The organism is Streptomyces alboflavus (assembly GCF_000716675.1).
GTDB classification, from domain to species: domain Bacteria; phylum Actinomycetota; class Actinomycetes; order Streptomycetales; family Streptomycetaceae; genus Streptomyces; species Streptomyces alboflavus.
Genome location: NZ_JNXT01000042.1, coordinates 52,388 through 72,569 on the forward strand (window position 1 = coordinate 52,388; position 20,182 = coordinate 72,569).

The 20,182-nt window shown below is 74.1% G+C and carries 15 protein-coding genes; 4 read left to right on the forward strand and 11 right to left on the reverse strand.

Annotation, left to right across the window (positions count from 1 at the left end; translation table 11 throughout):
- Positions 1 to 683 precede the first annotated feature (683 nt).
- Both OO63_RS28115 and OO63_RS28120 read right to left on the reverse strand, forming a co-directional pair.
- Entirely contained in the window at positions 684 to 1,190 is a 507-nt protein-coding gene (locus OO63_RS28115; protein ID WP_051811274.1) for a hypothetical protein, read from the reverse strand.
- A 358-nt stretch (positions 1,191 to 1,548) separates the two neighbouring features.
- Positions 1,549 to 2,145, reverse strand: a complete 597-nt coding sequence (locus OO63_RS28120; RefSeq protein ID WP_031192622.1) for a DNA-binding protein — start codon at positions 2,143 to 2,145, stop codon at positions 1,549 to 1,551.
- A gap of 286 nt (positions 2,146 to 2,431) precedes the next feature.
- On the opposite strand from OO63_RS28120, the gene OO63_RS28125 reads away from it, so the two are divergent.
- On the forward strand, positions 2,432 to 2,671 hold the full coding sequence (locus OO63_RS28125) for a hypothetical protein (RefSeq protein ID WP_051811275.1): 240 nt from the start codon (positions 2,432 to 2,434) through the stop codon (positions 2,669 to 2,671).
- A gap of 210 nt (positions 2,672 to 2,881) precedes the next feature.
- On the forward strand, positions 2,882 to 5,167 hold the full coding sequence (locus OO63_RS47015; RefSeq protein ID WP_030357984.1) for a caspase family protein: 2,286 nt from the start codon (positions 2,882 to 2,884) through the stop codon (positions 5,165 to 5,167).
- 13 nt (positions 5,168 to 5,180) lie between these two features.
- Here OO63_RS47015 and OO63_RS47020 read toward each other — a convergent pair whose 3' ends face one another.
- The 5 genes from OO63_RS47020 to OO63_RS42515 form a co-directional block, all read right to left on the reverse strand.
- On the reverse strand, positions 5,181 to 9,956 hold the full coding sequence (locus tag OO63_RS47020; protein WP_051811276.1) for a CHAT domain-containing protein: 4,776 nt from the start codon (positions 9,954 to 9,956) through the stop codon (positions 5,181 to 5,183).
- A gap of 79 nt (positions 9,957 to 10,035) precedes the next feature.
- Positions 10,036 to 10,689, reverse strand: coding sequence for an RES family NAD+ phosphorylase (locus tag OO63_RS28145; RefSeq protein ID WP_030357982.1), 654 nt, complete (start codon positions 10,687 to 10,689; stop codon positions 10,036 to 10,038).
- Between the two features lie 6 nt (positions 10,690 to 10,695).
- Complete coding sequence (locus OO63_RS28150; protein WP_030357981.1) at positions 10,696 to 11,385, reverse strand: hypothetical protein; 690 nt, start codon at positions 11,383 to 11,385, stop codon at positions 10,696 to 10,698.
- Positions 11,386 to 11,407: 22 nt separating this feature from the next.
- A complete protein-coding gene (locus OO63_RS47025) occupies positions 11,408 to 12,661 on the reverse strand; it encodes a macro domain-containing protein (RefSeq protein WP_234311137.1) in 1,254 nt (417 codons plus the stop codon).
- 240 nt (positions 12,662 to 12,901) lie between these two features.
- Positions 12,902 to 13,537 (reverse strand): hypothetical protein, encoded by a 636-nt coding sequence (locus tag OO63_RS42515; RefSeq protein ID WP_030357979.1) that lies wholly within the window; start codon positions 13,535 to 13,537, stop codon positions 12,902 to 12,904.
- Positions 13,538 to 13,844: 307 nt separating this feature from the next.
- Here OO63_RS42515 and OO63_RS42520 point away from each other — a divergent pair, with 307 nt between their 5' ends.
- Complete coding sequence (locus tag OO63_RS42520) at positions 13,845 to 14,468, forward strand: hypothetical protein (protein ID WP_051811277.1); 624 nt, start codon at positions 13,845 to 13,847, stop codon at positions 14,466 to 14,468.
- A 103-nt stretch (positions 14,469 to 14,571) separates the two neighbouring features.
- Here OO63_RS42520 and OO63_RS28170 read toward each other — a convergent pair whose 3' ends face one another.
- The 4 genes from OO63_RS28170 to OO63_RS28185 form a co-directional block, all read right to left on the reverse strand.
- Complete coding sequence (locus OO63_RS28170; RefSeq protein ID WP_030357977.1) at positions 14,572 to 16,071, reverse strand: GntP family permease; 1,500 nt, start codon at positions 16,069 to 16,071, stop codon at positions 14,572 to 14,574.
- A gap of 168 nt (positions 16,072 to 16,239) precedes the next feature.
- Entirely contained in the window at positions 16,240 to 16,650 is a 411-nt protein-coding gene (locus OO63_RS28175; protein ID WP_030357976.1) for a RidA family protein, read from the reverse strand.
- Positions 16,651 to 16,719: 69 nt separating this feature from the next.
- Positions 16,720 to 17,472, reverse strand: a complete 753-nt coding sequence (locus OO63_RS28180) for an IclR family transcriptional regulator (RefSeq protein ID WP_030357975.1) — start codon at positions 17,470 to 17,472, stop codon at positions 16,720 to 16,722.
- Positions 17,469 to 18,563: a sugar kinase gene (locus OO63_RS28185; protein WP_051811278.1), complete on the reverse strand. Its 1,095-nt coding sequence runs from the start codon at positions 18,561 to 18,563 to the stop codon at positions 17,469 to 17,471. The genes OO63_RS28180 and OO63_RS28185 overlap by 4 nt, the downstream gene beginning before the upstream one ends.
- A 202-nt stretch (positions 18,564 to 18,765) precedes the next feature.
- Here OO63_RS28185 and OO63_RS28190 point away from each other — a divergent pair, with 202 nt between their 5' ends.
- On the forward strand, positions 18,766 to 20,073 hold the full coding sequence (locus OO63_RS28190) for an alanine racemase (protein WP_030357973.1): 1,308 nt from the start codon (positions 18,766 to 18,768) through the stop codon (positions 20,071 to 20,073).
- The last annotated feature ends 109 nt before the right edge of the window (positions 20,074 to 20,182 follow it).

Below are 20,182 nucleotides of genomic sequence, written 5' to 3' on the forward strand. Positions count from 1 at the left end.
GGGCGCCCCTTCGGAAGACGGCCCGCCGACCGGCCCTGCAGCTCTCGAGGGAGCTGCGGTAGGTCCCCCGGTGGGCTCCTTGGTCTGGAGGTCAGTCCTCGGCGCCGGCAACACCGCATCCGGCAACGGCCGAAACCTCGGCCTCTCCAACCCCTCCAGCTGCCCCGCAGCCAACCGATACGCCTGCCCCAGCTTCCGCATCTCCGCCGCGGCCTCCTGGCGGACCTTCTCCTTGCCCGCCGCGATCCGCTCCAGCTCGTCCGCCGACTTCCCGCCGACCGCCCGCGCGTCCGGGTCGTTGGGGTTGGCCTGCGCCGCCGCCAAGTTGCCCTGCGCGGCGCCCTTGTCGCGCGGGATCGACGCCTGGGCCGTCGCGATGGCCTCCGAGGCGCGCGACAGCCACTTCGCCGACTCCTCGCTGAAGTCCCCGAGGCGGAGCGTCGAGTTGGCCAGGTCCCCGCTCCAGGTGCGGAACGCCGACGCGCCCTCGCCCTTCCACCGCACCCACTGCGGTCGCACCTTCAGCTCGTCCGCGATGCGGCGGATCTCCGTGGCCGCGGCGACGAGCCGGTCGGCGGCTGCCTGGACGTGGCCGCTGTTTGCCTGGTCCAGCCACGCCAGCATCTGCTCGTGGCTCATGGACTCGAAGGACGTACCGCCGCCACCGCTCCCCTTGCCGCCCATCAGATCGTCCCTCCCGCGTCGCCCGCCCGATCCGTGGGCCCACGGTCCGCACGGTCCGCCCGGTCCTGATTCCCCCGGCCGCCGGAGCCCCCCGCGCCCTCCGCACCCGCCGCGCCGCCGGACCCGTACCGCTCCGCGATCCCCGCGCTGATCTCCGCCATGCGATCGCGAACGTCGTCGTCGACGTTCCGATAGCCCTTGTGTGCGGCGAGGACCGCGATGCCCATGCCCTCGATGGAGTCGGAGAGGAGCTTGGACAGGTTCTCCAGCTCGGAGATCACCGTCTCGTACGCGCCGAAGACGCCGGACGCCTCGGCCCACGCGCCGTCCCCGCCACCGAACTGGGCCCGCGCCAGCGGCTCTTGGCCGACCTTGCCCGGGCCAGCCGGGGATCCCTTGAGGTCGCGGATCAGCTCGTCGACGCGCCGCTGGAACCTGACGAACGACGAGAACTCCGTGGCCACGTCGGCAGCCGCGTCCCGCACGCCGCCGAGCACATCCGGCATCCCCGATGTCCCGCCCGATGCCCCGCCCGATCTCCCTGATGGCGCAACGCCGCCGGAATCTGACACCACCCGTCCACCCCCGGAGTGACCACGCCTGGCTACGTAACTATTGCTAACGCGTACGCAACTCTAGTCACGGGGCATGACCATTCGTAGTCGGATGATCACCCTTGGCGTCACGTTCCAGCCATCACGAGGCCTGCCGGGCTGGTCCGCCATCGCCGCCGCATGGCGCCTTGCCCTGTCCGGGCCCGGTCGCGAAGGAGCACGCGTGGACGACGGTGCCGTACCGGCCAAAGCGCGAGCACTGCCGCGGTCGGCGCGCCCCGGCAACGTCAGCGGGCGCCCGCACCTGGCCTCAGGAGCCGGTCGGCCCGCCAGGGTGGGGTACCGCCCGGCCCCAGAGTTCTTCGGCGTGCTCGGCGAAACGCGCGAACATGCCCGAGTCGCCCTGTCGGCGCAGATGCAGCAGCGGTGAATCGTGTCCCACCAGCCGGGCCAGGTGAGGCGTCACCAACGCGTCGTCGTCGAAGCGGAACACCGACAGCGACACATGGTTCACGGCGTCCTCCGCACTGACGCGCCGCACCTCCAGGCCGGGGAGGGACCCTAGGCGCCCGAGGTGCTCGAGGGTGATCCGAATGCGGGTGGACACGCTCAGGGCCACATCCTCGATGACCTCACGTTGCCGCGTCACCTCTCCCTCCGGATCGCCGACGAGGAACCGCACCTTCACACCGGCTCCGGCCTTGCGGCGCACGACGTCGGCGAACCGCGGGATCTGCGTCCAGAAGAAGTAGTTCGTGTAACCGGCCAGGAAGACTTCGGACTCGGCGCCTTCGACGAGATCGGACCACACCGTCGAGGGACAGGCCGAGCGATACGGGTAGCTGTGAATGATCTCGCGGTCGGCGCCGGTCTTGATGCGGTCCTTGACGGTCTGCGGCCACAGCATCTCTTCATCCACTCCCAACGCCCGCGCGGCGTCCTGACGATTCCTTGCGTGCGGGGTCAACTCGGCATCCCCGAGCCACCGTTCCACCTGTTTCCGTGACACTCCTACCCGGCCGGCCAACTGTCGCGGTGTCAGGCCTGCATCCGTTAAGGCCACTCGCAGAGCTGTGTTCATTGTCAACCTCCGCGACACGGACGTTTGGGCCTTCTTCGACCTTAGCCGTGAATGTCCCAACTGTCCGCGAAAGCCCGTCGATACGTCCGCGAGGCGCAGCCACGATTCGGACATGACCGAGCCGACGCGACACTCCGGGCAACCCATCGAACTCCCACTGGACCCATGGCTGTACGACTGCCTTCCGATGCACGGCTGCGAGGTCTGCAGGGTGCTGGCCCGGCAGCGGAACACCGCCCTCGCGAACGGTGACACCTGGGCCGCCTATCGGGCGGCTTCGGAGATCCGCGAGCACCGCAACCACTCGGCCGAGGCAGCCCCAGACTCGATGAGCAGCCAGGACCAGCCTTAGCCGGGAGTCTCGCGACTCGGCGAGGCAGGGCTCCATGACGGACCGCTTCCCTTGTACGACGACTTGTACGGGGGCGGGCCTCGCGGCCGACGACACCTGCTCCTGGGGCGGCGGCCTTCCGCCTCGGGGACCCGATGTGGACCCAAGAGTGGCCAGTGAACGCCCAGTTGAGGCATTTCTTCGGTGCTGGCCGGCTGTCAGACTCCCGGCATGGGATCGATCTTCGCCTTCCTCGCGGGTGTCAACGCCTACGATCCGCTGCTCGCCAGGCCCCTGCGCGGCTGCGTCAACGACGTCACCGCCGCCCGCGAGTTGCTCACCCGGCGCACGAGCGGCGCGGCCAGGACCGCCGTGGTGTGCGACGGCGAAGTGACCGTGGACGTGGTCGAGGACGGCATCCGGCGCTTCCTGGGGGCCGCGGGGCCGGGGGACACGGCGCTGTTCTGGTTCTCGGGGCACGGCACACACACCTGGGCCACGGGCGCCGACCTGCTCGTCGAGGCGACCGGCCGCAACCAGGCCCTGCTGTGCGCCGACGGGCCGCTGCCCGACAAGCGTCTCGGCGCGCTGCTCGACGCGGTCGCCGCGCGCGGCGCGCACGTGGCCGCCGTCCTCGACTGCTGCTTCTCGGGCGGTGCGACTCGGGATCCGGAGGGCCTCGTCGCACGGTTCGCGCCGCCGACCGGCGCGGAGGCGGCGCCCGGCGCGGAGTCGGCGGCTGCCGCGCGGTCAGCGCCCTGCGCGGAGCCGTGGCGCCCTCGTGAACCGTGGGCCGCCGAGGCCCGGGACGTGCCGGTACGCGACGACGCCGGGCGACACGTGCTGCTCGCCGCGAGCCGGCTCGACCAGCTGTCGTACGAGGGGAGGTTCGATGGCCGGCCGCACGGCGCGTTCACGTACGCGCTCCTCGGCGCGGTCCGGGACGCGGGGCCCGACGTGACGTACCGGAACCTGCTCGCGGCGGCGGACGCGCGGGTCCAGCGCGGCGGCGTCGGCCAGCAGCCGGTCCTGTACCCGGCCGCGCCCGGGGGCGTCGCCGACCTGCCGTTCCTGGGCGGGGCCGTGGCCCGGGCGCCGGGCCCCTATCTGCTGCGGCTCGGCACCCGGGGGTGGGAGGTCGACTGCGGGACGGGGCACGGGCTGCGGGACGGGGCGGGGGCGGAGGGGACAGAGTTCCGGGTCGTGGGGGACGAAGGGGAGGGCGGCGAACGGGAGGGAGGTGGAGGAGAGGGCGGGGGTGCGGTCGAGGGGTGGTCTCAGGCCCGGACTCAGGACCAGGGCCAGGGCCAGTACCAAGACCAGGGCCAGGACCAGGACCAGGCTCGGAGACATGCCCAGGCGGAAGCCGAGGACCAGGACCGGACACGGGCGCGAGCGCAGGTGTTGCGGGCGCGGGAGGTGTACGCCGATCGCACGCTCGTCGACCCGGTGGGGTGGGAACCGGACGGCGGACGGGTGTACCCGGTGGCCCTTTCGGCGTTGGCGCTCGCGCCCGCGACGGTGGGTTTCGGGACGCCTTCGGGCGGGGCTCGCGCTACCGAGGGCAGTGGCCCTCAACACCCCTCCTTCGAAGCCGAGTTGAGGCAGGCTCTCGCCACCTCCGGCCCCGGCAACGGCCCCTCACCCCTGCTCCGCCTGATCACGACTCCCGCCGACACGGGTACGGGTACGGGGACGGGTATCGACACGGGCACCGGTACCGGCACGGGCGCGGTCACCGACCCCACCCCCGAAGCCGCCGCCGACCTCCACTTCCGCGTGGAACCCCGAGACGGCCTCGCGCACATCCTCCGGCGCGACGACACCCCCTTCACCGCCCCGCTGCCCCTGGCCGACCCCGGCGACGTACCGCGCGTCGTGGACTGTCTCGCGCACCTCACCCGCTGGCACCAGATCCGCGACCTCGCGCCGCGGCCCTCGGTGCTCGACAACCTGGTCCAGGTGGAGATCGCGCCGTGGGGCGCCCCGCCGGGACAGGTGCTCGTGCCGAACGGCAGCGGTGAGATCGTCTGCGCGTACGGGCCGGAAGGGGCGCAGCCGCGTGAGCCGTGGGTGACCGTCCGGCTGCACAACCGCTCCCCCGGACGCACCCTGTGGTGTCTGCTGCTCGACCTGACCGACAGCTACGGCAGCCACTCCGCGCTGTTCCCCGGCCACTTCATCGGCCCCGGCCGGACCGGCCACGCGCTGGACGGCGAGCCGGTGCAGCTGTCCCTGCCCGCGTCCCGGCCCGCCGTGCCGGGGGCATCGGCGCGGGACTGGCTGAAGCTCGTCGTCGCCGAGGGCGAGTTGAACACGGTGCCGTTCCATCTGCCCGCGTGGGACGCGGAAGCCACGGGTGCGCGGGACGCCGTCGTCGGCTTCGGTACGGGGGCGCTGCGGCTCGACCCGCCCGGGGGTGCCGTCGGCAGCCGCGACCTCGGCGGCGTCACCTCGGGCTCCCCCGGCCGCTGGACCGCCCGCACGATCAGCCTGCGTACGGTCGTTCCTGGCTGACGGCTACTGGCGGCTACTGGCCGAGGTGCGTGAAGCCCGCCCACGCGCTCAGGTCGTCGGGGTCGATGCGGCGGGCCCGGAACGCGAGGGTCGCGGGCAGCGTGGGCGGCAGGACCCGGTCGGGGTCGACCATCCACAGCTGGGCGCGGCGCAGGGCCCGCGCGGGTGGCTCGCCCTCGGTCCTGAGGTAGTGGTGGGCCATGAACATCAGGACCGACGTGGCGTCGTCGGGCACCGGCCACAGCGAGCCCACGACGGACCGCGCGCCCGCCACCAGGAACGCGGTCGCGAGGCTGTACGCCTCGTTGTGGCCGTACCCGGAGACGTGGCTGCGGCAGGCCGCGAGCAGGACGAGGCCGAGCCGTCCCCGGCGGCCCGCGCCCACCGCCTCGGTGAGTTCCTCGGCCGACAACTCGCCGCCGTGCAGGCTCAGGTGCGAGCTGCGGCGGGCGCTCGGCGTCACGGTGGCGTGGCAGGCGAGGTGCAGGACGGCGCCGTCGTCGCCGCCGTCGCGCGTCAGCCAGGACACCACCTCGCGCGGCGTCCCAGGACCGGCGCCGTCCCCGCCCGCGCGGCGCCCGAGGAACTGGCCGCCCGGGTAGAAGACACGCTGTACGGCGTCCGCCTCCTCGCCCGCGTACCGCAGGTCGCCGGTGGGGTCGCCGACGACCAGGGCGGCGCCCGTGTGCGGGACAGCGGGGCGGGCGGCCACCTCGCAGAGCAGGCGCGCCGACGCGGCGTAGGAGATCTCCGCCTCGGCGAGGGCGTACCGGCGGCGGCCCTCGGGCCCCTCGCTCCAGGCCGCGTGCCAGGGCACCAGACCGAGGGTGCCCATCGGGACGAGGACCAGGCGGGGGCCGGGCCCGGCGGGGGCATCGGGCGGGCGGGGACCGCGCCCTGCGGGGGCGTCGAGGGCGTCCAGTGCGTCGAGCAGGGGCTTCACGGCGGCGTGCCAGGCCCAGCCGCAGAGGCGGTCGAGCTGGGTGCGCAGGGGTGGGGGGAGGTGTGCCGGGGGCGGGGTCGCGCCGGGGACGGGGCCGAGGTCGCGGGCGGGGGGCTGCTGCCGCAGGGGTGGTGAGGGGTCGGCCGGGTCCGCGCCGGAGGCAGGGTTCAGGTCGCGGGTGGGGGTCTGCTCCCGCACGGGCGAGGGACGGTCGGCCGAGTCCGCGCCGGGGACAGGGGCCAGGTCTCGGGCGGAGGCCTGCTCCCGCACGGACGAGGGGCAGTCGGCCGAGTCTGCGCCGGAGGCAGAACCCAGGTCCCCGGCGGCAGCGGCGGCGAGGTCGGTTTCCCGCGACGGCGGCGGGCGGTGGCCGGGATCCGCGCCCGCCGCCCGGCCCTGGTCGCGGGCAGTCCTGGCGGGGAGGTCGTACCACCGGAGCGATGAGGTGCGGTCGGCCTGGGTCGTGTCCGGAACCGGGCAGGCGTCTCGGGCGCCCGTGGCGGCGGGGTCGTCCTCCGGTGGCGATGGCGGACGGTGGGCGGGGCCCGACTCGCGGGCAACTGCGGCCGCAGGACCGTCCCCTGATGGCGACGGCGGACGGTGGCCCGGACCCACACCCTGCACCCCACCCGGCTCACGAACCGCCGCAGCCACAGCACCATCCCCCGATGACGACGGCCGACGGCGCCCCGGACCCACACCCTGCACCCCACCCACCTCACGGACCGCCGCAGCCGCGAGTTCGTACTCGCGCAGCGGTGTCGCGTCCGGCGTCAGGAGCGGCAGCGGTACGGCGTGGACGGCGCCGGTCGACGTGACGGCGACGGCGGTGCCGCCCGTGCTCTCGGATGCGGGCAGGAGGTAGACGAGGGCGTCCTTGTGCGAGGCGCGCAGGGCGTCGGCGATCTCCGTGGTCGTGGGTGGCTCCAGGAGTCGGTCCTGGGGGCCGCCGTCGGCGGTGGTGAGGGCCGCGAGGACGCGGCGGCGCAGGGAGCTCGGCACGGTCGGCGGTGCCCCTGACGGGTCCGGGGCGGTGTCCGTGGCGGCCGACCGCCACTCCTCGGCCAGGTCCTCGCGGCCTGCGGCCAGGAGCCGTTCGGGCACGGTGCTCGACGTCGTGGCCGCGTGCAGCACCAGGCCGCGGCAGGCGTCGAGGGCCTGCACGGCCTCGGCCGGGGCGTTGTCGCGCAGGCACCAGGCGGCGACTTCGAGGGCGGCGTGGGTGGCGCTCGCGGCCGCCTGTGCGGCGTGGCCGGTGCCGGACTGGAGGAGGGCGGCCCAGGCATGGCCGCGGAGGGCGTCGAGGCCGGTGCGGCGGGCCGACGCGTGGTCGCCGCGGAGGAGGTGGGCGCCCGCGAGCGTGAAGCCCGTGTGGGCGTAGAGGCGGTGCTCGGGGCCGCCGCAGCCGCGCAGCGCCGACTCCAGGAGGTCGACGCCGCGCGCGAGGGAGCGGGCGCGGGCCGCCGAGTCGTGCTCCGCCTCGGCGAGGGAGCAGTGGCCCGCGCCCAGGCCCGTGGCGTAGCGGAGGCTGTCGTCGCTGCCCGGCTCGGCCAGGTCGTACGCCTCTTGCAGCAGTTCCATGGCCTCCTGGAACGCGGCCGGATCCCAGGGGGCGGCGGCCCGCGCCATGCGTGCGGCGCCGCTGTCGCCGAGGACCCGGGCCCGGCGGTCGCGCGGCAGGCGCCGGGCCTCGGCGCGCAGCCGGTCCGCGGTGAGCCGGCCGGCCATGGGCGGCGCGGCCGGGAGTCCGAGGGTGCGGGCGAGCAGGTCGCGGGAGTAGAGCAAGTCCTCCAGGACCGTGCTGAGTTCGGCGCGTGCCGGGTGGTCGGCGGCGAGGCCGTCGCGGGCCTCGGTCGCGACGCGGATGCACCGGTCGGCCGCGGCCAGGTCGCCGCGTGCCACGGCCTGCTGGGCGTCCGAGGCCGCGAACTTCGCGTCCAGGAGGCGGCGGTTGTGCTCGGTGACCTGCGGGCTTTCGCGCAGCCGCGCCCACTTGGCCCGGGCGGCGTCCTGGTCGTCGCCGGTCGCGGCGTGCTGCGAGCGCGCGCCGAGGGCCTGGATGTGGCCGATGTCCGCGGCGTGCTGGTGCTGCTGTTCGGCTTCCGTCTCGGGGGCGGCGCCGCCGACGGAAGGGGCCCCGCCGTCAGGGGCGGCCCCACCCGCGGAAGCGGCCCCACCCCCGGAAGCGGCCCCGCCGACCGAAGAGCCCCCGTCCCCGGAAGCGCCCCGTGCTCCCGGTGCCCCCGTCGGCGGACGCGCCCCGGCCCGCGTGAAGTGGTCGACGATGTCGTCGAACCGGTTGCCGAGTCCCGCCATCGCGTCCCGCAGCCGTACGTTGCCGACGGCGGCGTGGGCCCGGCGCTGCCAGTCGGGGTCGTCGGGGCGGTGCGTGAGGACGCAGTCGATCAGCGCGTCCTTCTCCTTCGCGCGGTCGAAGAACATCGGCATGTGCGGCAGGTGGCGCAGGAGTTCCAGTGCCGCCTCCGCGCGCCGTTCCTCGGACTCCGCGCTGCTCCAGGCCGCGAACCCGCGGTTGAAGCGGGGCACCAGCTCGTCCGTCGCCGTGGCCCCGGCGGACCAGCCGGGCATCCCCTCGACACCTCCGCTGTGGTCGAAGTAGAGGTACCCCTCGTCCACGGCGTCCATCACCCCCTGGATGGCGTCGGCCGTGGCCTTGTCGGAGTTCGGGACGAGCCCCCGTTCCTGCAGGAGGAACTGGGCCCAGCCGGCCATCAGCTGCCCGCTCGCGTGCACGGTGCGGGACACCCGGTCCTCGGCCCGGCCCTCGGCGAGGACCAGGTTCGCGGCCTCGCTCACCTCGTGGAGACGGCGTACGTCCTTGTCGTCGTAGTAGCGCGCCTGGAGGAAGACGGCCAGGCACAGCGCCGTCCTGGCCACGCTGCCGTCCCGCTCGGGCCGCCATGCGGCGATCGCGCGCCGGATGAGGGAGATGGCCCGTTCGCGTCCCTCGGTGTCGCCGCGGAGCGTCGCCTGCTCGTAGAGGAGCTTGCCGAAGCCGTCGAAGTGGGCCGGGCCGAGCAGGGTCTCGGTCTCCGGGTCGTCGAGCAGACCGAGCACCCGCTCCTCCAGGGCGGCTGCCCGCTCCGGGTCGGGCCAGGCGCTCCAGACCGCGCAGTGGACGAAGGTGGAGCGGATCGTCGCGTCCTTCGCCCACGGCGGCTCGCCTCCGGGCCGCTGCCGGGCCTCGCTCAGCGCGCGGTCCAACTCCGCTGCGGCCTCTTCCAGTTGGGCGCGGTCGATCGTCCCCGACACGAGGGTCCCGGACGCGAACGCGAGCTCCGTCAGCGCGGCTCCCCGGCCGTAGCGGGCCTCCGGGAGGTCGCTGGACGGGTGGCCCGCGTCGAGGACCGCCCCGTAGTGCGCGGCGGCGGCCTGGGCGTCGGCGGCGGTACCGCCGTGCCGGAGCATGCGTGCGAGGCACAACTCGCCCTGGTTGCGGCGCACTCCGAGGGCCACGGCCTCGTCGAGCCCCTCGCAGCGGTTCGCTTCCTCGTACCGCCGCAGGGCCTCGTCGAGGAGGTCGAGCCGCGGATCGGCCTCGTAGCGGAACGCGGCAACATGGGCGTACGAGGCCCGCCACAGGCTCCAGTCGGCGGAGTCACCGGGGGCGCGGAAGGCCGCGTCGAACGCCTTGGCCGACTGGCTCAGGTCGTCCGGGCGCCAGTCCTCCATGAACGCGAGCAGGCCGAGGAACCCGGCGCGGGCGCACAGTTCGGGCGCCTGCGGATCGTCGGGGGCGAGGCCGTCGATCGCGTCGAGGAGTTCGTCGCGCTGGGCGCGGAGGTCGTCGGCGGTGGCGGGGGCTGCGGCGTCTTCAGTGGTCACGGGCGGCCTTCACGGAGTGAGAAGCGCGGGACGGGAAGGGGCGCGGTACGGGAGGGAGCGGTACGGGAAGGGGCGGGGCTCAGGGCGCGATCCGGACGAAGTACGGCTCCAGGAGGGAGTTGAGCCACTCCAGGCCGTCCTCGGTGCCGAAGTCCACGACGCCGTCCTCGACGACCTCGACGGACCCCGGCGGGCAGCGGTCGCCGAAGAGGACCACCGCGCGGTCGCCCGGCTCCCGCTTGGAGGCCCAGACGAAGCCCCGGGCCCAGGGGCCGGTGTGGCCGCGGATCCAGTGCGCCCAGTCACGGGTGTACGCGTACTCGCTCGCCTCGGTGTGCACCAGCCAGCTGTCCTGGTGCACGGCGGCGAGGTCCCGCGCGGTGGTCAGGGAGACGACGTCGGTGTCGGCGGCGAGCCGCAGGGTGCTCAGGCGCCGGTGCTCGACGCTCACCCGGGGCAGCAGGCGGGGCCCGCCGTCCGGGTCGAAGGGCAGCGAGCGAAGGAGGGTCTCGCAGACGGCGGCTGCCGTGCCGGTGCCCGCGTAGAGGTAGGGGTACGGGTCGCAGGACGTGCCGTCGAACCGGCCGCCACCGTACAGGCAGTGGGAGGGACGCGGGTTGAAGGCGGCGGCGTCGCGGTGGCCGGAGTGCACGCGGTACAGAGTGGTGCCGCGCGGCAGGGTCGCCTTGCCGGGCGTGCCCCGCGGCTGCTCCGGTGGCCGGTAGTTCGGCATGGCTGGCTACCCCTCCTCCATCAAAAGGCGGGCGGTGTCGGCGAGTCGGCGGTCCCGGTCGGTGCCGAGGAGCCGGGCGGGGCGGGCGCCGAGCCAGGCGTTCTCCGACAGCCACCAGTCGGCGGCGCCCCACGGGTCCCGGTCGGCCGCGAGGTGGGTGTTGACCTCGATGACGACGGGCCTGGCCGCCCCGGCCGCGGTGAACTGGAACCGGGGCAGGCGTGGCCGCCCGCCCGCACCGGGAAGCCTGATGAGGCCGGGCTGACCGGGGTCCCCGCCGAGCCGCGTCAGCGCGTCCGCGTCCCAGGCGGGCGCGGCGAGCAGCCGCTCCCGTACGGGGCCGAGCACCGGCCCGACCATGCGGTGCCCGTCGGTCAGCAGGACGGCGAGGTCCTCGGCCGAGAACCCCCGGTAGGAGCGGTGCGGTTCGGTGTCGGGGGCGTTGTCGGGGCCGACGGGATCGCCGCCCGCGAACCGCCCCTGCGGCCCGGCGGCGCCGCCGAACTCCTCCGGGAACCGCCGCACGAGGAGCGCGGCGGCCTCCTCGGCCGCGGCCCGCCGTTCGGTCTCGGCCGCGCCCCGGCGGCGTACGACGGAGAGCAGGGCGGTGAGGGTGTCGCGGGGCGGCCCGGTGAGCCGGTCGGCGACGCGGTCCCAGGCGGCGGCGGTGGCGGCCAGGACGACGTAGGGATCCACGGTTCTTCCACCTCTCTTCTCGTCACCGGACCCCGCGAGGTCCGGGCCCCGCGCCGCCGATCCCGGCGAGGAGCCGCTCGACCAGGTCGGCGCGGGCGTGCCTGCGCACCACGAAGTGCACGTCGAGTTCGGCGCCGCGGACGAGTTCCGCCTCCACGGCTGCCCACAGCGCGGAGAAGCTCTCCAGCGGCGAGAGGCCGCCGCGGCCCGCGCCGAGGAGCGGCAGGCAGACGGAGGTGAGCGGCGGCTCGGCGTACGCGTTCTCGGCCGCGAGGAGCGCGAGGGCGCGGGCGACGCCGCGGGTCAGGTCGGCGGGCTGGACGTCGTAGTCGTTGGTGCCGGGCCGGGGCACGGCCACGGCCACGTGGTAGATCCGCCGGATGCCCTGCTCGGCGAGCGCCCCCGCCGAGGTGGCGGCGACCGTGCCGGGCAGCGCCTCCCGCCCCGGCGCCGCGTGCTGCCCGGCCCAGCGCGCCAACTCGTCGTGGACGCGGTCCTCGACGAGTCCCCCCGACGCGTCCCTGCGCGCCCCGGCCCGGCGCAGGGTCGCGGCCACGGACGACTTGTAGGCGGCGGGCAGCGAGAAGTAGGTGTTGGACGGCGACAGGACGACGTCGATGTCGCGCAGGAGGTCCACCGAGTGGACGTGCACGGTGACGGGGACCGTGCGGTGGGCGAGGCGGACGGGGACGGTGCGGTGGGCGGGCGGGAGGGCGAGGGGGGCCGGGGTGTGGCCCGGGGTGGAGGTGTGGCCCGGGGTCGGGGTGTGGCCCGGGGTGGGGGTGGCGACGGCCGCGCCCGTGGCGGTGGCCGCCTGCCCGGACGCCAGGCCTGTGGCCGCGTGCCCGGACGCCGGGCCGCCGTCCTCCCGGGCACCCTCGCCGAGGGACCCCGGCTGCCCCTCCGCCACCGGGGCCGCGGGCTGCGCGCCGCGCGCCGCGATGTCGACGATCCGCTCCGCTATCTGCCCGAGCACCATCAGCTCGTGGTGTTTGCGGAAGCGTTCGACGCTGACCCCGTAGACCTGCGCGGCGCGCCTGCGGCGGGAGGACGCGGGCCAGTCCCGGGTGCCCTGGGCGAGCCCGAGGGTGAACTCGGCGGCCTCCTGGAGCGTGCCGCCGCCGACCGCGGCGACGGCGGTCCGCAACAGCCGCTCCACGGCCCCGCTGTCCGTCGGCGGCGCGGCCGCCGAGGGTAACTCGCGTCCGACGCGGACGAGTTCGGGTACGTCGAGTTCGCGCAGCCTGAGGAGTCCGGCACGCCGCACTCTCCTCACCTCCGCGAGAACCGATCCGTGATCGGGTGGGCGGGGAGTGACCGGCATGGCGGCAAGGATCGCACCGCCCCACACCCACCACAAGCCCCGCCCACCGGCTCCCCCCTGCTTCTCCATTGCACACGAGGGGCCGGTCGGGGACGGGGCGCGGCGGGGCGGTTCGGGGTCGGATCCGGGTCGGACGGCGGTCTGTTCCGCGCGGCCGTCGCTGCGTCGCTGCGTCGCTACGTCGCTACGTCGCTACGACGCCGGGTACTTGCGGGCCGAGGTCACCTGGCAGGAGTAGACGAGGCGGTCGGTGGTGCTGTACGGCGCGTGCATCTCGACGGTCCGGTCGCCGCCCGAGGAGACGGTCACCGTGTCGCTCCGGTAGGCGAGGGTCCTGCTCGCGACCGCGGAGCTGGGTGTCTGGCCGACCTTGAACACCACGGAGAACGAGTAGCGGAAGGCCTGGTCGGACGAGGAGTTCTGGATGTCGACGTCGTAGGTGATCCGGCCGTTGGTGCGCTCGTAGCTGCAGTTCTGGCCGATCACCTCGCCGAGGGCGTTCGAGTCGTACGTCGGCTGACCGCTGCTGCCGGAGCTGAGCCCGCCCGACCCGCTGGACCCGCCGGAGGTGAGCCCGCCCGAGCCGCTGGACCCGCCGGAGCTGAGCCCGCCGGAATCGCTGGAGCCGCCCGACGACGTGCCCGGGGTGTCGGGCAGTCCGCTGGGATACGGCGACAGCGAGGGGCTCGGCATGTTCGGCATGGTCGGTGGCGCGGGTGCGTCACCGCCGCCGAAGGCCTTGTCCTCCGGGTCGTCGGTGCATCCGGAGAGCACGGCGACGGCGGTGAGAGCGAGAGCGGCGGCGCCGACGGCGCGACGGACACGCATGTACTGATCCCCCGAGTACTGAATTTTTCCGACAGTTCACACAGAAGTTCACACAGCGGACGGCGCGAACAGGTGATTGAAAGGCGTGGAGCCCCGGGCAGGCTACCCGGTCGCTCCCGGAAATCCGTCGGCGTCGGCACGCGTAGCACTCCCGTTGCGGACCCGTACCCATCCTGTAGCCCGCCGCGGCGGGCTCGCGGGCCGTACGGCACCGCCCTCCGTCGCGGGCTCCGTGCCCGCACGGCCCCCTTGGTACCTTGACCGCGCGCACCCATGTGCAGGGCAGACATCCACCATCGGGGGACTCATGAGCAACTGGCAGCCGCAGCCACCGCAGTACGGTCAGCAGCCGCAGTACGGCCAGCCACCGCAGCAGCCGGGATACGGCTATCCGGGCCCGGGCCAGAACATGGCCCCCTACCCTCCCCAGCAGCCGGCGCCGCACGGCTACCCCTACGCCCCCGGCTTCCCGCCCCCCGGCGGCCGCGCGCAGCCGGGCCGGGCCTTCTTCCTCGGGCTGATCGTCTCGCTGGGCATCGGCCTCGCCTACGCGGGCCTGCTGGTCGCCAGCCACAAGGACCTCTCGCGGGTGGGGCTCCAGGCCACCTATCTGGCCTGTGCCGCGGTGCTCGCGGTGGTCGTGGGCGTGGTGACCGGGCGCACGGGCGGCCGCGCCGCCGGACCGCACGTCTGGGCCGCGATCCTGGCCGCCCTCGGCGCGTACCTCGGCGTCGCGAACGGCTATGTGTTCACCCTGCTCGACATCGGCGGCACCGACCTCCTGGAGGCGATGCTCGACCACGAGCCCATGTCTCCGCACAAGTTCTGGTGGGAGCGCCTCAACGGCGGCATCGCCATCGCGGGCCTGGCCGTGGCCATGGTCGGCGCCTACGGCGTGGCCAACGCGGTCAGCAAGAAGCAGCCGTACTGAGGCCGAGGGGCTTTCCTTCGACGGTAGGCGGTACGGGAACGGGGGTACGCGGCGATCCGGCCGCGTACCCCCGTTCCCGTACCGCCGGACAGCGGGCGGACGGCTACACGAACAGGCTCACCACCGCCGCCACCGCGAACCCCGCCACCGAGAGCACCGACTCCAGGACCGTCCAGGTCTTGAGGGTGTCGCGCTCGGAGATGCCGAAGTACTTCGCCACGATCCAGAAGCCGCCGTCGTTGACGTGCGAGGCGAAGATCGAGCCCGCGGAGATGGCCATGATGACCAGGGCGGTGAAGGCGTTCGAGTAGTCGCCCTCGGCGAGCAGCGGGGCGACGATGCCCGCCGTGGTGACGATCGCGACCGTCGCCGAGCCCTGGGCCACGCGCAGCACCAGGGAGATCAAGTACGCGAGGACGATGACCGGCAGGCCCACGTCGTTGAAGGTGTCGGCGAGGGCGCCCGCGACGCCGCTGCCCTTGAGGACGGCGCCGAAGACACCGCCCGCGCCGACGACGAGGAGGATGTTGCCGACGGGCTTCAGGGACGCCGTCGACACCGTCTCCAGGGACTTGCGGGACCAGCCGCGGCGGATGCCGAGCAGGTAGTACGCCATCAGGAGCGCGATCGTCAGGGCGACGAAGGGGTGGCCGAAGAACTCGATCACGCTGCGGAGCGTGGAGGGGTCGAAGGCGATCGAGGAGAACGTCGCGAGCAGGATGAGCAGCAGCGGGGTGCCGATGATCAGGAAGACGGTGCCGAGCGCGACCGGCGTCTCCGTCGGGGTCAGGCCCTGCGCGCGCTGTTCCTCGGCGACGGCCGCCTTCGCCTCCTCGGAGGCCTCCAGCATGTCCTGCGGTACGGGGACGAAGATCCGCTTGCCGATCCAGGCGGAGAACACCCAGGCCGCGAGGACGGCGGGGACGCCGCAGACGACGCCCATGAGGATGACCCAGCCGAGGTCCACCTTCAGGAGTCCGGCCGCCGCCACGGGGCCGGGGTGCGGGGGCAGGAAGGCGTGCGTCATGGACAGGCCGGCGAGCAGCGGCAGGCAGTACAGGAGGATCGACTTGCCGCTGCGCTTCGCGGCGGCGTACACGATCGGCGCGAGGACGAAGATGCCGACGTCGAAGAAGACCGGGATGCCGAAGATGAGGCCGGTCAGGCCCATGGCCACGGGGGCGCGCTTCTCGCCGAAGAGGTCGAGGAGGCGCTTGGACAGCACCTCGGCCCCGCCGGAGACCTCCAGGATCGCGCCGAGCATGGTGCCGAGGCCGATGATGATCGCGACATGGCCGAGGATGCCGCCCATGCCGGACTCGATGAGGGAGACGGCGTCCGACTTCTGGACGGTGCCGAAGAGTTCGGTGACCGAGAGGCCCGCCGCCAGGCCGACGGCTATGGAGACCGCGAGGAGGGCCACGAACGGCTGGAGCCTGACCTTGATGATCAGGAAGAGGAGCAGCAGGATGCCGAGGGCCGCGACGATCAGCAGGCCCGTGGTGCCGTCGATCAGGGCCATCAGGCCGCCGGTGTGCGGTGGGGTCTCTTGCGCGGGGGCGGTGGCCGCGAGGGTCGCGGCCAGGGGGGAGGACGGGGACATCGTTGACCTCGTAAGTGCATGGGGCTTTCTTGGGCAGGGGGGATCGCGGCACGGCGCCGGGGGGTCTGGGGCGCCGCGCCGTGACGACGTGCGGCTTGCGGGTGGGGGGTGCGGCGACGGGCCGCGGTCAGGGGTGGTGACCGGTGCGGCCGTCGCCCGCTGCGACGGTCAGCCGAGTACGGCCAGCGCGTCGATCTCGATGAGCAGGCCCTTGGGCAGGCCGACGTACACGGTGGTGCGGGCGGACGCCGGGGCCTTGAGGCCCTGCTCCTCGAAGTACTGGTTGTAGATCTCGTTCATCTCCGCGAAGTGGTCCACGTCCGTGAGGTAGACGCGCATCATCATCACGTCGTCCCAGGTGGCGCCGCCCTCTTCGAGGATCGCCTTGACGTTGGCGAAGGTCTGCAGGGTCTGCTCGCGCAGGGTGGGGCCCGCGGGGGTGGGGGCCTTGCCCTCCTCGGCGGGCAGGAAGCCGACCTGGCCCGCGACCTGGAGGATGTTGCCCTTCTTGACGCCGTGCGAGAACTTCGCGGGCGGGGCGGTGTGGGTGGCGGGGGTGATGGCGGTCTTCTCGCTCATGAACGTGCTCTTTTCGTAGGGGTGTTACGGGTACCGGGTGCGGTTCTGGGACGTGGGTTGCCCGAGGTACTACTTCTCCGGGGCGTGGCCCGAGTACTCCCTGCTGATGGCCTCCGCCGTGCGCCGCACCAGCGGCAGCAGGCGCAGGAGTTCCTCGGCGGTGACCACGACGTTCGGGGCGGACACCGACATGGCGGCGACGACCCGGCCGTCGGCGCCGCGGATGGGGGCGCCGACGCAGTTGATGGACTCCTCGTGGCCGCCGAGGTCGGTGGCCCAGCCCTGCTCGCGCACCTGCGCCAGCTCCTTGAGGAAGGCGGCGGCGTTGGGCGTCGAGCGGGAGGTGTACGCGGGAAAGTCGAGCTTCTCCGCGATGGCGCGGCGCTCGGCCTCGGGGAAGTCGGAGAGGAGCAGCTTGGCGACGGCGGCGACGGTGATGGCGACGGGCTTGCCGATGCGCGAGTACATGCGGACCGGGTAGCGGCTCTCGACCTTGTCGATGTAGAGGACCTCCTGCTCCTCGTACACGGCGAGGTGGACGGTGTGGCCGCACTTCTCGTTCAGGGCGAGGAGGTGGGGGTGGGCGATCTCGCGCACGTCGAGGTTCTCCACGGCCTCCTGGGCGAGCGCGAACAGCCGGGCGCCCAGGCGGTAGCGCTGGTCGGACTGGCGGAAGACCAGGCCGTGTTCGTGCAGGGTGCGCAGGAGGCGCAGGGCCGTGGACTTGTGCACGCCGAGGCGGTCGGCGACCTGGCCGAGGTCGGCGGGGCCCTCGGCGAGCAGCGGCAGGATCGACAGGGCGCGGTCGACGGTCTGGCTCATGACGTACGTACCTCCTCGTCGGCCACGGCGGTGGCCCGGGTGGGGTCGGCCGCCGTCCAGCCGGGACGGAGACGCAGTGTCTCCCAGTCGGCGGGGTCCAGGGCGGCGAGGGTGTCGGCGTGGCCGCGCGAGGGCGGGGTCGCGAGGTCGCCGGGGACGGTGAGGGCGGCGGCGGCCATCAGGTGGCCGTGGCGCAGGCGGCGCTCGGCGGGCAGGCCGCGCAGGGTCGCGGAGAGGAATCCGGCGGCGAAGGCGTCACCGGCGCCGACGGGGGCGACGACGTCGACGCTCAGGGCGGGCACGAAGGTGATGGTGTCGCACCCGGTGGCGTGGTCGGCGGCGAAGACGGTCGCGCCGCGGGCGCCCTGCTTGACGACGAGCACGGCGGGCTCGGGCAGCGCGGCCCGGACGGCGGCCGGGCCGCCGGTGACGTCCCAGGCCGCCGCGGCCTCGTCCTCGCCGACGAAGACGAGGTCGGCGCCGCGCGCGAGGTCGAGCAGTACGTCGGCGCTGTCGCCGTCGCGGTCGCGCCACAGCCCCGGCCGGTGGTTGACGTCGAAGGAGACCAGGGAGCGGCGGCCGGGCCTGCGGCCGCACAGGTCGCGGACGAGGGCGAGGCAGTCGGCGGAGAGGGCGGCGGTGATGCCGGAGAGGTGCAGGACGCGGCCCGACCACAGGGCGTCGTACGGCATGGTCGCGGGCGACATCGCGGAGGCGGCGGAGCCCGCGCGGTAGTAGACGACCTCGTGGGCGTCGGTGCCCCGGTCGTCGGCGGTGCGGAAGTAGATGCCGGTGGGGCGGTGCGGGTCGCGGCCGACGGCGGAGGTGTCGACGCCGTAGTGCCCGATCGTCTCGACCAGGTGGTCGCCGAACCCGTCGGCGCCGACGCGGCTGACCCAGCGGGTGCGGTGGCCCGCGGCGGCCAGGGCGCAGACGACGTTCGACTCGGCGCCGCCGATGCCGCGCTCGAACGACGGTACGTCGGCGAGGCGTCCCGGGCGCGAGGGCAGGAACGTCACCATGGACTCGCCCACCGCCACCACGTCGGTGTCCAGGGAGTTCGTGTCTCCGGCGGCGCCTGCTCGGGTCACGTCGGTGTCAGCCTCTCGCTCGCTTCGCTCGCCCGCCGGATCCGTTGACCCGGCGTTGGCTCGGATGTTAGACAGCAGTAAGCGACATACGCAATGAACGTTGCATATTGTGCAACGCCCTCGATGAGGGGCGTTGCGAAGCCACACCGACGAGCTCGGGCAGCACCAGGCTGACGGGCCCGAAGAGCCGAGGAGGCGCCCCATGGCCGCCGACAAGCCCGCCCCCGCCGACCGGCGCGCGCACGCCGTCGCACGCCTCGCCGACGAGCGGATCGACCACCGCTTCAAGGCGCTGCCGCCGGACGCCGATGGGCTGACCGTCGGCGAGCTCGCCGCGCAGCGCCGCAACCTCTTCACCGGCGGCTTCACCACCCCCGTGCTCGCCCTGTCCGCCGAGCGCCTTGAGCACAACCTCGCGCTCATGGAGGAGTACGCCACCCGGCACGCCCTCGCCTTCGCACCGCACGGCAAGACGTCCATGGCCCCCCAGCTCTTCGAGCGCCAACTCGCCCACGGCGCCTGGGGCATCACCCTCGCCGTCCCCCACCAGGTGCGGGTGGCCCGCGCGTTCGGCGTCGCCCGGATCTTCCTCGCCAACGAACTGGTCGACGCGGCCGCGCTGCGCTGGCTCGCCGCCGAGCTCGACGCCGACCCCGGCTTCCGCTTCATCTGCTACGTCGACTCGGTACGCGGCGTCGCACTCATGGACGCCGCCCTCCGTGCCGCGGGCGCGCGCCGCCCCGTCGACGTCGTCGTCGAACTCGCCGCCGGCGACGGTGCCCGCACCGGCGCCCGCACCGAGGCCGACTGCGCCGCCGTCGCCGACGCCGTCGCCGCCGTCGGGACGCTGCGGCTCGTCGGTGTCGCCGGGTACGAGGGGGAGGTGCCGGACGCCACGCCCGAGCGGGTGCACGCCTGGCTGCGGCGCCTGGTCGCGCTCGCCGAGGAGTTCGACGTGGCGGGGCGGTTCAAGTCCGGCGGGCTCGACGAGATCGTCGTCAGCGCCGGGGGGTCCGCGTGGTTCGACGCGGTGGCCGACGAGTTCGCCGACATCCCCCGGCTGTCCCTGCCCGTGCTCAAGCTGCTTCGCTCCGGTGCGTACGTCTCCCACGACGACGGGCACTACGCGCATCTCACCCCGTTCAACCGCGTCCCCTCGGAGGGAGCCCTCCAGCCCGCCTTCCGGCTGTGGGCGCAGGTCGTGTCCCGGCCCACGGACGAGCAGGCCTTCGTCAACGCCGGGAAGCGGGACGCGGCGTACGACCTGGACCTGCCCGCCGCGCAGGTCGTGCGGCGGGCCGACGGGACCGAGGCCCCCGCCGACGCGGTCACCGTGACCGGGCTCTCCGACCAGCACGGGTGGCTCAGGACCGCCGCGGGCGCCGTGGAGGTCGGGGACTGGGTCGGCCTCGGTCTCTCCCACCCCTGCACGTCCTTCGACAAGTGGCAGCTGATCCCCCTCGTCGAGGCCGACGGAACGGTCACGGACTACATCCGCACCTACTTCTGACCGCCCGCCCGGGGCGCCGCCGGTCGGCGCTCCGCGCCTCGTCCTCAAACGCCGGACGGGCTTTCTCCCCCCCCCCCGCCCCGACTTGTCCCGGGCCGAGCAACAGCCC